Source organism: Acinetobacter sp. BEC1-S18-ESBL-01, from assembly GCF_014169935.1.
Taxonomy (GTDB): domain Bacteria; phylum Pseudomonadota; class Gammaproteobacteria; order Pseudomonadales; family Moraxellaceae; genus Acinetobacter; species Acinetobacter pittii.
Genome location: NZ_AP022302.1, coordinates 1,190,806 through 1,203,604, shown reverse-complemented (window position 1 = coordinate 1,203,604; position 12,799 = coordinate 1,190,806). Strand labels below are relative to the sequence as shown.

11 protein-coding genes and 3 tRNA genes are annotated in these 12,799 nt (G+C 38.1%); 8 read left to right on the top strand and 6 right to left on the bottom strand.

Annotated elements, in window-relative coordinates:
* Nucleotides 1-36: 36 nt before the first annotated feature.
* Nucleotides 37-1,212: a S1C family serine protease gene (locus tag H7R46_RS05580; protein WP_005068179.1), complete on the bottom strand. Its 1,176-nt coding sequence runs from the start codon at nucleotides 1,210-1,212 to the stop codon at nucleotides 37-39.
* Nucleotides 1,213-1,406: 194 nt separating this feature from the next.
* On the opposite strand from H7R46_RS05580, the gene H7R46_RS05575 reads away from it, so the two are divergent.
* The 6 genes from H7R46_RS05575 (at nucleotide 1,407) to H7R46_RS05550 (ending at nucleotide 4,000) form a co-directional block, all read left to right on the top strand.
* A complete protein-coding gene (locus H7R46_RS05575; protein ID WP_001284932.1) occupies nucleotides 1,407-2,165 on the top strand; it encodes a Nif3-like dinuclear metal center hexameric protein in 759 nt (252 codons plus the stop codon).
* A gap of 145 nt (nucleotides 2,166-2,310) precedes the next feature.
* The gene (locus H7R46_RS05570) at nucleotides 2,311-2,937 is read left to right on the top strand and encodes a superoxide dismutase (protein WP_000208083.1); all 627 of its coding nucleotides are present in this window, start codon (nucleotides 2,311-2,313) and stop codon (nucleotides 2,935-2,937) included.
* A 146-nt stretch (nucleotides 2,938-3,083) separates the two neighbouring features.
* A tRNA-Asn gene (locus H7R46_RS05565) sits at nucleotides 3,084-3,159 on the top strand.
* Nucleotides 3,160-3,167: 8 nt separating this feature from the next.
* Nucleotides 3,168-3,243: transfer RNA gene (locus H7R46_RS05560), tRNA-Asn, on the top strand.
* A 181-nt stretch (nucleotides 3,244-3,424) separates the two neighbouring features.
* Nucleotides 3,425-3,500: transfer RNA gene (locus H7R46_RS05555), tRNA-Asn, on the top strand.
* Nucleotides 3,501-3,556: 56 nt separating this feature from the next.
* On the top strand, nucleotides 3,557-4,000 hold the full coding sequence (locus tag H7R46_RS05550) for a DUF2726 domain-containing protein (protein ID WP_005068176.1): 444 nt from the start codon (nucleotides 3,557-3,559) through the stop codon (nucleotides 3,998-4,000).
* Between the two features lie 4 nt (nucleotides 4,001-4,004).
* On the opposite strand, the gene H7R46_RS05545 is transcribed toward H7R46_RS05550, so the two are convergent.
* From H7R46_RS05545 to glnA, 5 genes are all read right to left on the bottom strand, one after another.
* Nucleotides 4,005-4,205 (bottom strand): hypothetical protein, encoded by a 201-nt coding sequence (locus H7R46_RS05545; RefSeq protein ID WP_000082753.1) that lies wholly within the window; start codon nucleotides 4,203-4,205, stop codon nucleotides 4,005-4,007.
* Nucleotides 4,206-4,308: 103 nt separating this feature from the next.
* Complete coding sequence (locus tag H7R46_RS05540) at nucleotides 4,309-5,616, bottom strand: lipase family protein (protein WP_002119060.1); 1,308 nt, start codon at nucleotides 5,614-5,616, stop codon at nucleotides 4,309-4,311.
* Nucleotides 5,617-5,725: 109 nt separating this feature from the next.
* Complete coding sequence (ubiA, locus tag H7R46_RS05535; protein ID WP_002119072.1) at nucleotides 5,726-6,604, bottom strand: 4-hydroxybenzoate octaprenyltransferase; 879 nt, start codon at nucleotides 6,602-6,604, stop codon at nucleotides 5,726-5,728.
* Nucleotides 6,601-7,110 (bottom strand): chorismate--pyruvate lyase family protein, encoded by a 510-nt coding sequence (locus tag H7R46_RS05530; RefSeq protein ID WP_001231788.1) that lies wholly within the window; start codon nucleotides 7,108-7,110, stop codon nucleotides 6,601-6,603. Before H7R46_RS05530 ends, ubiA begins: the two co-directional genes overlap by 4 nt.
* 125 nt (nucleotides 7,111-7,235) lie before the next feature.
* The gene (gene glnA, locus H7R46_RS05525; RefSeq protein WP_002052696.1) at nucleotides 7,236-8,651 is read right to left on the bottom strand and encodes a type I glutamate--ammonia ligase; all 1,416 of its coding nucleotides are present in this window, start codon (nucleotides 8,649-8,651) and stop codon (nucleotides 7,236-7,238) included.
* Nucleotides 8,652-9,413: 762 nt separating this feature from the next.
* Between glnA and H7R46_RS05520 the strand changes: the two genes are divergently transcribed.
* Together H7R46_RS05520 and H7R46_RS05515 are read left to right on the top strand one after the other, a co-directional pair.
* Complete coding sequence (locus H7R46_RS05520) at nucleotides 9,414-10,973, top strand: peptide MFS transporter (RefSeq protein WP_080631071.1); 1,560 nt, start codon at nucleotides 9,414-9,416, stop codon at nucleotides 10,971-10,973.
* Nucleotides 10,970-12,772 (top strand): aminopeptidase P family protein, encoded by a 1,803-nt coding sequence (locus tag H7R46_RS05515; protein WP_005068172.1) that lies wholly within the window; start codon nucleotides 10,970-10,972, stop codon nucleotides 12,770-12,772. Before H7R46_RS05520 ends, H7R46_RS05515 begins: the two co-directional genes overlap by 4 nt.
* Nucleotides 12,773-12,799 lie beyond the last annotated feature (27 nt).

Here is a 12,799-nt window from a genome sequence, read left to right as displayed (position 1 = left end):
CCAAGAAAAAAGCCTCATTACGAGGCTTTTTTATCTTTACTGTTTAGGCAGCGGTATAAATTGTGATTGAGTATTTTGGTTTTTTCTTTCCCCTACTGTCACCACAAAGTTTTGTTGCTTCCCATCTCGCTCGACCATTACATTAATTTCGCTGTTAGGCGCTTGTAATGCAACATAATTAATCAAATGAGATGCTGAAGTGATTTGTTGATTATTCACCTGAATAATTTTATCACCAATCTTAATACCTGCTGATGCAGCTGGACCATTTTTCAAGACATCTGCAACCACAACACCAATTTGCTGTTTAGGTGCTAATACATCTTCTTGTGTAGGCGGTACTAAACTAATCCCTAACCATCCACGGACTACTCGGCCATCTTTCAAAATTGAGTTTAGTACTTGTTGGCAAACTTTTGCAGGAATTGCAAAACCAATTCCTAAAGACCCACCTGACTGAGAGAAAATAGCAGTATTTACCCCGATTAAATTCCCAGCCACATCAATTAATGCTCCACCAGAGTTACCTGGGTTAATTGCGGCGTCTGTTTGAATAAAGTCTTCATAGGTATTAATGCCTAAATCAGAGCGTTCAGTCGCAGAAATAATACCTTGAGTTACCGTTTGGCCTACGCCAAATGGGTTACCAATTGCTAAGACCACATCACCTACTTCATTACCACTCAACTTAAATGGCAATACAGGTAATTTATCTAAATCGATTTTAATTACGGCTAAATCAGTATCAGGGTCTGTTCCAACAATCGTTGCTTCTGCACGACGGCCGTCATGTAATGCAACTACAATCTGATCAGCTTGAGCAATTACATGATTATTGGTCAGAATATAACCATCAGCTCGTACAATAACCCCAGAGCCTAAGCTATTTTCATTTTGCTGTTGTTGTTCTGGAACCTGATTTCCAAAAAACTCACGGAAGACCGGATCACTTAATAAAGGATGATTTTGTTTAACTTTCTGGGTCGTAAAAATATTAACAACTGCTGGCGCTGCAACTTTTACTGCAGCGCTATAAGATACCACCCCGCCCGCTCGCGAAGTATCAACGAGTGGTTCAACTTTCTCAGCAGGCATTTGCACCCCATCAACTGCAACAGTTGGTTTCGGCTGATGGTATTTTTGCCATGCAATAAAACTGGCAATTACAATAATAAGTAACACCCAAGGTAACCATGTAAAGGTGCGGCGCACGTTCATATCCTCTACGCAAAGAAGTTTTTAATTAAATTAATATATTGAACAAAAAGAGTTTTCAGTTAAGCATTTTAAATTAAATATGTCGATATACATAAAAAAGTCAAAAAAGATTTGTCTAGCTTTAGTTACACAACAAAATATGTTTCTATAGCTTTAGCAATTATTTACTACTCAATTCAGGAAATATCATGGCAAATTTGCATGAAATTATTCAGTGGTGCGACCAAACCTTAAAAGCTGCAGAATTTAAAGATTACGCACCAAATGGCCTGCAAATTGAAGGTTCAACTGAAGTAAAGCGTATCGTTTGTGCAGTTACTGCTTCTGAAGATGCGATTGATGCAGCAATTGCTCAAAATGCAGATTTATTACTCGTACATCATGGTTATTTTTGGAAGGGTGAACCGTATCCAATTACTGGAATGCGAGGCAACCGCATTAAAAAACTCATTCAAAATAATATTTCATTAGTCGCTTATCATCTACCTTTAGATGCACACCCAACTTTGGGCAACAATGTAGCGATTGCAGAAAAACTAAACTTGAAGAATTTAGAACCACTCGATTTAACCGAGAAACATCCGATTGGTAATATTGGTTATTTAGAGCAAGCAGTTTCTGTAGATGAGTTTAAAGCACAGCTTCAAAACAGTTTTGATTTTAAAGTGATTCATTTGCCAGCAGAAAAGCAAAGCATTCAAAAAGTAGGCTTCTGTACAGGCGGCGCTCAAGATTTTATTGCTAAAGCTGCTTTGCAAAATTGTGATGCTTATATTTCAGGTGAAGTCAGTGAACGAACTTTTTATGAAGCAAAAGAATTAGGGGTTCACTATTTCGCCTGTGGTCACCATGCTACTGAGCGTTATGGAGTTCAGCGTTTGGCACAAGCGATCTCAAAACAGTTTTCAATTGAAGCTGAATATTTTGAATTGAATAATCCGATTTAATTAAGTCTTTTTTTCAATCTGTGTTATGCGTATTAATTAGATCTTTATTGTGTATAGTTCTTTAAAACGATGCCCTATTGTGACCAGAATCATTTACAATAGAGCCACTTAATTGTATAACCCAGCAAATGCAAGGAATAGGAACATGACAACCATTACTTTACCTGCACTTCCATATGGCTATGATGATTTAGCGCCACATATTAGTAAAGAAACTTTAGAATACCATCACGATAAACACCACAATACCTATGTTGTTAACTTAAACAACTTAATCAAAGGGACTGACCTTGAAGGTAAAACTTTAGAAGAAATCATTAAAGCGACTGCTGGTGATGCATCTAAAGCTGGTATTTTCAACAATGCTGCTCAAGTTTGGAACCACACTTTCTACTGGAACAGCATGAAGCCAAATGGTGGTGGTAAGCCTACTGGCGCAATCGCTGCTAAAATTGACGAAGCTTTTGGTAGCTACGAAAAGTTTGCAGAAGAATTTACTGCTGCTGCAACAACTCAATTCGGTTCAGGTTGGGCTTGGTTAGTTGCTGATGAAGTAAACGGTAAATTATCTATTACTAAAACTTCTAATGCAGACACTCCACTTGCACATGGCCAAATTGCTGTATTAACAATTGACGTATGGGAACATGCTTACTACATCGATTTCCGTAACTTACGTCCTAAATACATCGCAACTTTCCTAGAAAGCCTTGTGAACTGGGACTATGCAAATGCAAAACTTGCAGGTCAACCAGCTGGTGTAGAGAAATAATTTTATTTCTTTATGAAAAACCACCCTATTTGGGGTGGTTTTTTTATTTTTAATACAGCAAAAGCATATTAATCAAGCAAACGATTCATTTTCTTTAATATTCTTATTGACGCTTTTAGATTTCATCCATAAAATGCGCATCAGATTCTCCAATAGCTCAGTCGGTAGAGCGACGGACTGTTAATCCGCAGGTCCCTGGTTCGAGCCCAGGTTGGAGAGCCATCTACTAATCTCCCATAGCTCAGTCGGTAGAGCGACGGACTGTTAATCCGCAGGTCCCTGGTTCGAGCCCAGGTGGGAGAGCCAAGATTCTAAAAGCCCGCATTTATTGCGGGTTTTTTCTTTTCTAATGATTTAATAATTTTTCATTATTTTGAATAAAATCAATGTTTCGAGTATTTTTAAACCAAACGATTAGATATTCACTCTAATTCTGTTATTAAGGCTTGACCCAGCCCTCTTTCCTGCCTAAAATCCTTTTCCAGATTCTCCCATAGCTCAGTCGGTAGAGCGACGGACTGTTAATCCGCAGGTCCCTGGTTCGAGCCCAGGTGGGAGAGCCAAGATTCTTAAAAACCCACTCATCATGAGTGGGTTTTTATTTGTATGATGCCTTCACATGTTCGAATCGAGTCACTTATTTTTTATTGTTTTAGGTTGCGTAAGCACCTGTATTTTTCTTCTTGTTTGTTTACGCCCTTATTTATTTCCAAAACAAAAATTCTTTGCTCGCCCTGTCATTACAAACTTTGAAACTCAAATGTTTATACGTTTAAAACAAAGTTTTCCAAATTATCATGTGTTAGCACAAGTGGCGTTTAGCGCATTAATTACCAGTAATGACTATAAAATTCGTAGTCAGTTCAATCGTAAAGTTACTGACTTTGTTGTGCTCAACGACAAGATGGAAGTCATGGCCATCATTGAACTAGATGACCCTACCCATCTTGAAAAAGTAGAAGAAGACCGTATTCGTGATCAAATGCTTACTGAAGCAGGCTACCTTGTAAAGCGTTACACAAATATTCCTACTGTACGCCAATTACAAAAGGATATTCATTAACAAGCTATTTCGATTCAGAATTTGCAGCTTCTTTCTCAGCTATTCTTTTTGCCATCTCTAAACGCTGTTGTTCATATTGTTTTTTATTCTTAGCATCGCTTTTTGCAGCCAAGAAAAGTATTCCAATAATTAGAAAAGGAATAAGTAAACCTAATCCCATTAATAACCAAGGAACAGATTTTTTTTCAACAGGTTGCTGGCTCATAAGTTCTTCAAACTCAAATAGTATCAAATCAAACTGTGTAACAATATAACAAAAAAGGCCCTTTTCAGGACCTTTTTAATTTGAAGATTTTAAATACAAAAAATTATTGTGCTATTCCAGTACATTCAACATTCTTACTGGCATCTATTACTGATGGATCAAGCACTATATTTGTTTTAGCTGGCATCTTAGATTGAACAAATTGATAAATTTCAGCATTTCTACATACAATCGCCTGAGTATGGGCAGCTCCAACAACAGGTACAAATGTCACATCAGTTCCCATTTTTTTAAGTCCCTCTTGTAAGGCATTAGTAACAGGATATGGTACAGCCATATCCGCAGTACCTTGAACAATCATGACTGGTGAATTAATTTTTTTGGTAGCAGGTTGATTATCTACCAAGAATTTTTGTACCGTTGGATTCTCCTGGAAATTACCAGCTAGGCCTGGATAATCTAGAACTGTTTTACCAGTATTAGTCGCAAGAAAATCTCGAATATCATCTGCAAATTTATTATGCAAATCAGTTAAACAGACTCCATTTTCACCCGTAGTGCCTTCTGCAAACTCAGCTATACTTTGAGAACGTTGTTGAAAGATTGCACGATAATTAAATTTAGGTTCATAAGCAGTAATACCCACTGTGGTATATGCAGCATATGCAAGTAGCTCGGCATACACTTCCACAGCCGTACCAACAGGTGCGGTACCAGCCTGCTCTTTCTGAAGAATGTCTCTAATTGCTTGCGGAGCAATTTTAGAAATAATATCGCCAAGGCTAGAAGCTGGTGCTGTTGCAACAGCTCCTTTGTAGTTAGTGTCGTTATTAGCAAATTCAGCTGTTCCTAATGAAGCATGGCCTCCTTGAGACTGCCCAATTGACATCCATGAACTATTTAACTGACTACCGTAATGATCTTTAGCAGCTTTAACTGCTGCAATTGCAGATTTAGCCTCACTTCCTAAATTAAGGTATGGATGCATGCCTCTAGTACCTAAACCTTCATAGTCAGGTGCCACAATCACATAACCAGCAGCTAATAAAGTATCCGCTAGAATTTTAAAACGTGGATTAATCGTATTGTTGCTTGGTGCACAACTATCCCCTACACCTACTGTGCCGTGCTCCCATACCACTACGCGATAACCATCTTTTGGTTGAGCAACTTTAGGGAACATTACCAAAGCAGTTGCTTCAGCTGTTTTCCCTTGTACATTCACCATGTTATATGTCATCACTTTTATAGATGAAGCACCACTTAAGGTATCCTTAGAATAGGATTTTTCAGAAACATAAGTTTTATCAGGATTTACACCAATATAGTCATCATCATCGTCATTACACGCTGTAAGAAATAGTGCTGAAGTTGATAATGTTATAGCTAAAGCAATTTTTGACCGTTTCATAGAATATCCTTTTTATGTGTTATTTATTCCGCATATTTTTATGCACAAATATTAAGACATAAAAAAAGTGCTCTGCATAGAACACTTTTCAACCTCACGGTCATTTTTACTATATGAAATTTAAAAATATTCCTAGAAAAATGATTAATCCCACCCAACGATTGTGACGAAATGCCCAAAAACAAACTTGAGGGTTGCGGTCTTTGGTTTTAACTGTTTGATATACAAAATCAAAGGCCACTACAACTAAAGCAATAATTGCCCAGGGGAATAAAATATTTTCTAAATATAGTGCAGTACCAATCAAAACAAGACTAGTTGCTTGTAAAAGAGCAATAATCTGGATGTCATATCGGCCAAAAAGAATAGCTGTAGATTTCACGCCAATCTTTAAATCATATTCACGATCTGTAATTGCATATTGAGTGTCAAAAGCCACTGTCCATGCCAAATTACCAAAATAAATTAGCCAACACGTTATATCTAAAGGCTTACCCATTGCAGTAAATGACATTGGAATCCCCCAAGAAAATGCCATACCTAACACTACTTGCGGTAAATGGGTATAACGTTTCATAAAAGGATATATAAATGCTAACGCCAAGCCCCCTAATGCACAGTAGAACGTCGCGATAGGTAAAAAGAACAGCGTACAAGCACTGGCAAATACTAATGCTAAAAATACATATACCGCTTCTCTTGGACTAATTACCCCTGTTGCCAAAGGGCGCGTTTTTGTACGCTCTACATGTCCATCTACTTTACGATCAGCAAAATCATTAATCGCACAGCCAGCGGCACGCATAAAAATTGTACCGAATACCATCGCCAAAAGAATATGTAGAGGTGGCATTCCCTCTGCTGCAATCCAAAGTGCCCACATGGTTGGCCAAAACACCAGTTCTGTTCCAACAGGCTTATCAAATCGACATAGATAATAATAAGCTTCTAAACGCTGACGCCATGTTGTGCCTGTTGCAGTCGTCATAGTAATTCCTTGTCGTGCTGCTGATTTAAAAAAGCTTCAAAAGCCGGTAAGAATGTTTCTTGGACGATAAATTTACATCCATGCCAAGTATAGCAACTTTGTCGCGTCCAGCCTTCTGGCAAACGAATGACACGACGGTCACAAAGCGGAGTTGTTCTTTGAAATAGAAAAAAGCCAATCGGTTTAGAACCGATGTGCTGAAATATACGCGCTTTTTTTTGTAAACTTTGAATTGGAAAAATACTTTTTGCTTTCACCCACGGCTCTGCTTCACAGCCATATAAGTAGGTTTCCCTTACCCATGAAGTATGAGCATGAGACATGTTCATCCATTGGCTATCTACAAACGTTAAACGCTGAAAGTGTTCTTTAAAGGGCCTCACACTAAACTGGCCGCCACCGAGCTCAGTTAATTGTTGAGTCAGAGAACCAGAAGCATACAACCATGTTTTCAACTCAGGATTTAAAGCCTTTTCCTGTTTAAGTACTGGTTGTCGTTTACGCATAATCTGCTCACATGAAAACTCGCACTTAGTTTACTCCAATTTTTTGATAAAAAACGTAGAGAATTCAATCAACATTCCAGGCAATAAAAAAGCCTGCATATGCAGGCTTTTTTACGAAATACGTATTACAAGCTGTAGTACATATCGAATTCAACTGGATGAGTAGTCGTGTTAAGACGACGTACATCTTCAGTTTTAAGTTCGATGTATGCATCAAGCATTTCTTTAGTGAATACGCCGCCTTTTAACAAGAATTCGTGATCTGCTTGAAGTGCTTCAAGAGCCATATCTAAGCTATGAGCAACTGTTGGGATTTTTGCTTCTTCTTCTGGAGGAAGATCATACAAGTTCTTATCAGCAGCTTCGCCCGGATGGATCTTGTTTTGGATACCGTCGATACCAGCCATTAACAATGCAGCGAAACCTAAGTACGGGTTCATCATTGGGTCTGGGAAACGAGCTTCGATACGCTTACCTTTAGGGCTAGAAACGTATGGAATACGGATAGAAGCAGAACGGTTACGTGCTGAGTAAGCAAGCATGATTGGTGCTTCGAAGTGAGGAACCAAACGCTTGTATGAGTTTGTAGATGGGTTTGTGATTGCATTCAATGCACGAGCGTGCTTGATGATACCACCGATGAAATACAATGCCATTTCTGAAAGGCCTGCATATTCATCACCAGCAAACAAGTTTTTGCCATCTTTAGAGATAGACATGTGAACGTGCATACCAGAACCGTTATCACCTACCATTGGTTTAGGCATAAACGTAGCTGTTTTTGCATATTGATGTGCAACGTTCCAAACAGCATATTTGAACTGTTGAACTTCATCAGCTTTACGTACAAGTGTATTGAAGCTCACACCAATTTCTAACTGGCAAGAAGCAACTTCGTGGTGATGTACTTCTACACGACCTGGGCCCATGATGTCTTCGATTTTTGCACACATTTCTGCACGCATATCTTGTGAAGAATCAACTGGAGGAACTGGGAAGTAACCGCCTTTAACACGTGGACGGTGACCAGAGTTACCAGACTCGTAGTCTTTACCAGTAGACCAAGCAGCTTCTTCAGCGATTAATGTATGACGAGCGCCAGACATATCGATGTCCCACTTCACTTCGTCAAATACAAAGAATTCTGGTTCTGGACCAAAGAATGCAGTATCACCGATACCTGTAGATTTTAAGTATTCTTCTGCACGGCGAGCAATCGAACGTGGGTCACGCTCATAACCTTGACCAGTTGAAGGTTCAATAACGTCACAAGTCACAACTACAGTTGGTTCAGCAAAGAACGGGTCGATAAAACCAGTTTCCGCATCTGGACGTAAAATCATGTCAGATGCTTCAATGCCTTTCCAACCAGCGATTGAAGAACCATCAAACATTTTACCGTCTTCAAAAGTATCTTCATCAATAGAATCAGCTGGGTAAGTTACGTGCTGCTCTTTACCCTTAGTATCAGTAAAGCGAAAATCGACCCATTTTGCGCCACTTTCTTGTATGAGTTGAAGGACCTTGTTCGCCATGCTCATTTTGCTCCAATGAAATTTTGTTGCACTTGTTAAGTGCGTGTTAGTTGCTGGTATTTATATAGCAATTCTCATACCAACTTTATAAGACTTACCTAAAACATTGAATTGCTTATAACTATCCATGATTTAGGCCCCTTGTCTTGAACCCATTATACTGTTTGCATAGTTAAATGCACCATATTCAGACATTTTCAAATTATGGCATACAAGAATAGCTCGCAATCGCCCCAATTTAGTGCAAAATTGTTGCGCTAATATGAATCACCGCATCAATATCTAACAGTAATTTGTGATCATAATACTTTCTTATATAGAAATCTGACTTTCTTACTGTAATGCTTAAAAATAATAATCTATTCCCGATAGAACTATTAATCTCTAAATTAGACGATGGTATCTACAATATGCCCTTGCCAAAAAAGTTTGAACATAAATACGATTTCTAAGTAACTCTACACAATTTTTTTAAATAATATCAGTTACCACTCTTCACTGCCCATCCATAGAAAGGTTGAGGTTTTAAAGTGTTAATTTAATTTTTCTTATCGTAATTTTACGCTAGTGCTGGCCTGATCAGCTTTGGTGCGCCAAGAGGAATCTTTTCGACTGATAATTTCAACTTTCTAATTTTTTACCATTTGTTATATACCTTTTTTATACATGACCAACTTGCTTTTTCATTTTAAAAAATCTAAAAAATAAAACATAACTTTTTTTTATAATTAAACAAACTAAAAGTTTTGTTTTATCTAAACTACAAATATGTTCAAAGGATTTGAAATGAAGCATGAACTCGAACAATATGACAGAGCTTTTTTCGGCCATCCAAAACCATTAAAAACTTTATTTTTTACAGAGCTTTGGGAAAGATTTTCTTATTATGGTATTCGGCCTTTACTCGTTCTTTATATGATTGCAATGGTTAATGACGGTGGTTTAGGTCTTGACCGTCCAACTGCAGCCGCAATTGTTGGGTTATTCGCTGGATCTATGTATTTGATGACCGTTTTTGGTGGCTGGATTGCCGATAACTGGTTAGGTCAGGCACGATCGGTCTGGTATGGTTCTATTATTATTGCACTAGGTCATTTATCTATTGCTCTCACTACCATTTTTGATCAATTCTTTTTTTATTTCGGTTTAGTCCTTATTGTTTTAGGTACCGGATTATTTAAAACCTGTATTTCAGTGATTGTCGGAACGTTATATAAAGCTCAAGATAGTAGGCGCGATGCTGGTTTTTCCATTTTTTACATGGGGATTAATTTAGGTTCTTTTATTGCTCCTCTTCTTACAGGCTTATTAGCACGTGATCATAACTGGCACTTAGGTTTTGGAATTGGTGGCCTTGGGATGTTAGTTGCATTACTTATTTTTCGTGTATTGGCTATTCCTCAGCTACAAACTTTTAATGAGTTACGTCAAGAAAATGACAATTGGAATAAACCTGTCGTGCAAAACAAAAATGCACCAAAAATTGCTTTCTCCTTTTTACTATCTGTTGCAGTCGTTATTGCTCTTACCTTATTTGGTGTCATTCATATCAATCCGGTCGAGGTAGCAACTTATTTAACAGTTGGGATTGGTATTGGGATTATTGCTTATTTTGCATATTTACTGCTTTTCCTGAATTTAGAACAACATGATAAATTTAAAATTATTATTTGCTTTGTTTTATTAGCAGCCTCTGCCCTATTCTGGTCAGCTTTTGAACAAAAGCCCACAACTTTTACTTTATTTGCACAAGACTATACAGATCGTATGTTTTTTGGATTTGAGATTCCAACTGTATGGTTTGAATCAATTAATGCCCTATTTATTATTATTTTTGCCCCAATTGCAGCATGGCTTTGGGCAAGACTGGGTAAATCAAATAAAGACCCAAGCTATATCAGCAAATTTATTATTGCATTGTTATTCGCAGCAGGTGGTTTTCTTGTTATGTCTTTTGCTAGTCGTTTCGCAATTGCTGGCGGCCTAGTTTCACCATTTTGGTTAGTAGGAACTTTATTTTTACTTACCATAGGAGAACTGTGCTTAAGCCCAATTGGATTATCAACCATGACTAAACTTGCACCTGATGTTATACGCGGTCAAATTATGGGGCTATGGTTTACTGGCACAGCTTTAGGTAATCTCATCGCTGGCTTAATTGGTGGGCATGTATCAGCAGATAATATTGATCATTTACCAAATCTCTTTATGCGATGCGTTTTGGCATTAGTCGTTGGTGCAATCGTGTTATTTTTATTAAAGAAACCTATCAATAGATTAATGAACAAAAGTACCAGTAAAGTTCAACCTGAGTTGGAAACTATATGAGCGTTTTAACTGTTCCAGAAAAACTTGAGAAACTTCGTGAACTCATGCGCAATCAGCATGTTGATGCTTTGATTGTGATGAGTGCCGATCCACATATGTCAGAATATTTACCAGACTATTGGAAAGTAAGGCAGTGGTTAAGCGGTTTTAGTGGTTCGGTTGGTACACTCGTCGTGACCCAAAACTTTGCTGGTCTCTGGGCGGATGGTCGCTATTGGGTACAAGCCGAGCAACAACTCGCTGAAACTGGCTTTCAATTACAAAAACTGACCAGTGATGAAACTTCAACACATCTACCTTGGATTGAGAAAAATCTACCAACTGGTTCGGTCATTTCAGTAAATGGCCAAACATTATCCATTCAACAATTTAAGGCGCTCGAACATACTGCACGACTTAATCACTATAAACTTGAAACCCAGCAAGATTTAGTTGGAGAGATTTGGTTGGACCGTCCAGAACTTCCATCAGAAAAAATCCATTTGATGCCTGAAGGATTAAATGCCCTCTCTCGTAAAGAAAAAATTCAGGCAATTCGCGAGAGCTTAGCTAACAAGAATATTGCGGGTCATTTTATTTCATCTTTAGATGATATTGCTTGGGTCTTAAATGCACGTGGACAAGATGTAGAGTATAACCCTGTATTCCTTTCACATTTGTATATCAGTACTCAACAGGCTGTTTTATTCATTGATAGCAACAAAGTTGATTCAACCTCTCAACAAGCTTTCAAAGCTGATGACATTGAGATTCGTGACTACGAAGATACAGCTAAGTTTTTATCGAATATCACTGATAACTCAGTACTTTTAGATCCAGCCAAAGTCTCGATTTTTCATGAACAAGCCATCGCAAAAGATATTCAGGTTGTCTACGACATCAACCCAAGTACACTTTTTAAATCGCGTAAACATGAAAGCGAAATTGCTCATATCCGTCATGCAATGGTTAAAGATGGAGTCGCGCTTTGCCACTTTTTTCACTGGTTAGAGAAAGCACTTCATCACGGTGAAAGTATTTCAGAACTCACTATTGATGAAAAGATTACAGCTTTCCGTGCTCAGCAATATGGATTTATAGGGCCAAGTTTTTCAACGATTGCTGGCTTTAATGCTAATGGTGCTTTACCTCACTACCGTGCAACTGAAGAGCACTATTCATTTATCGAAGGTGATGGTCTATTGCTGATTGACTCAGGTGGTCAATATGTAGATGGAACAACCGATATTACTCGTGTTGTTCCTATAGGCACGCCAACAGGGCAACAAAAACGTGACTGCACATTGGTTTTAAAATGTCACATTGCTTTGGCAAAAACGATTTATCCAGAAGGTTTAGCTGCTCCTCTACTCGATTCAATTTGTCGTAATACTTTATGGCAACATGGTTTAGATTATCGACATGGAACAGGCCACGGCGTGGGCTTTGCACTTAACGTTCATGAAGGTCCGCAAGTACTTTCTTATTACGCACCTATACATGCCTATAGTAAGTTGCGTGAAGGAATGATTATTTCTAACGAGCCGGGCTTATACCATGAGGGACAATATGGAATTCGCATTGAAAATCTGGTTGCAAACAGACTTCACTCAGGATTTGAGAAAACCTACGGCGATTTCTTAGAGTTTGAAACGCTAACCCTTTGCCCGATTCATTTAGATTGTATCGTAGTTGATCTGCTAACGAATGAAGAGAAAGATTGGTTAAATGATTACCACCAAACTGTTCAAGAAAGGCTCGCTGAACACTTGTCTGGCGATGTTTTAGATTGGCTGATCTATAACACACGTAAGATTTAATCTTCTTGTGTGACCAAGGCAGAATAA

Coding starts and splice junctions, on each gene's coding strand:
- H7R46_RS05570 (WP_000208083.1), top strand. CDS start 2,311: ATGACAACCATTACTTTACCTGCACTTCCATATGGCTATGATGATTTA.
- ubiA (WP_002119072.1), bottom strand. CDS start 6,604: ATGACGACTGCAACAGGCACAACATGGCGTCAGCGTTTAGAAGCTTAT.
- H7R46_RS05550 (WP_005068176.1), top strand. CDS start 3,557: ATGTTCGAATCGAGTCACTTATTTTTTATTGTTTTAGGTTGCGTAAGC.
- H7R46_RS05530 (WP_001231788.1), bottom strand. CDS start 7,110: ATGCGTAAACGACAACCAGTACTTAAACAGGAAAAGGCTTTAAATCCT.
- H7R46_RS05540 (WP_002119060.1), bottom strand. CDS start 5,616: ATGAAACGGTCAAAAATTGCTTTAGCTATAACATTATCAACTTCAGCA.
- H7R46_RS05515 (WP_005068172.1), top strand. CDS start 10,970: ATGAGCGTTTTAACTGTTCCAGAAAAACTTGAGAAACTTCGTGAACTC.
- H7R46_RS05520 (WP_080631071.1), top strand. CDS start 9,414: ATGTTCAAAGGATTTGAAATGAAGCATGAACTCGAACAATATGACAGA.
- H7R46_RS05575 (WP_001284932.1), top strand. CDS start 1,407: ATGGCAAATTTGCATGAAATTATTCAGTGGTGCGACCAAACCTTAAAA.
- glnA (WP_002052696.1), bottom strand. CDS start 8,651: ATGAGCATGGCGAACAAGGTCCTTCAACTCATACAAGAAAGTGGCGCA.
- H7R46_RS05545 (WP_000082753.1), bottom strand. CDS start 4,205: ATGAGCCAGCAACCTGTTGAAAAAAAATCTGTTCCTTGGTTATTAATG.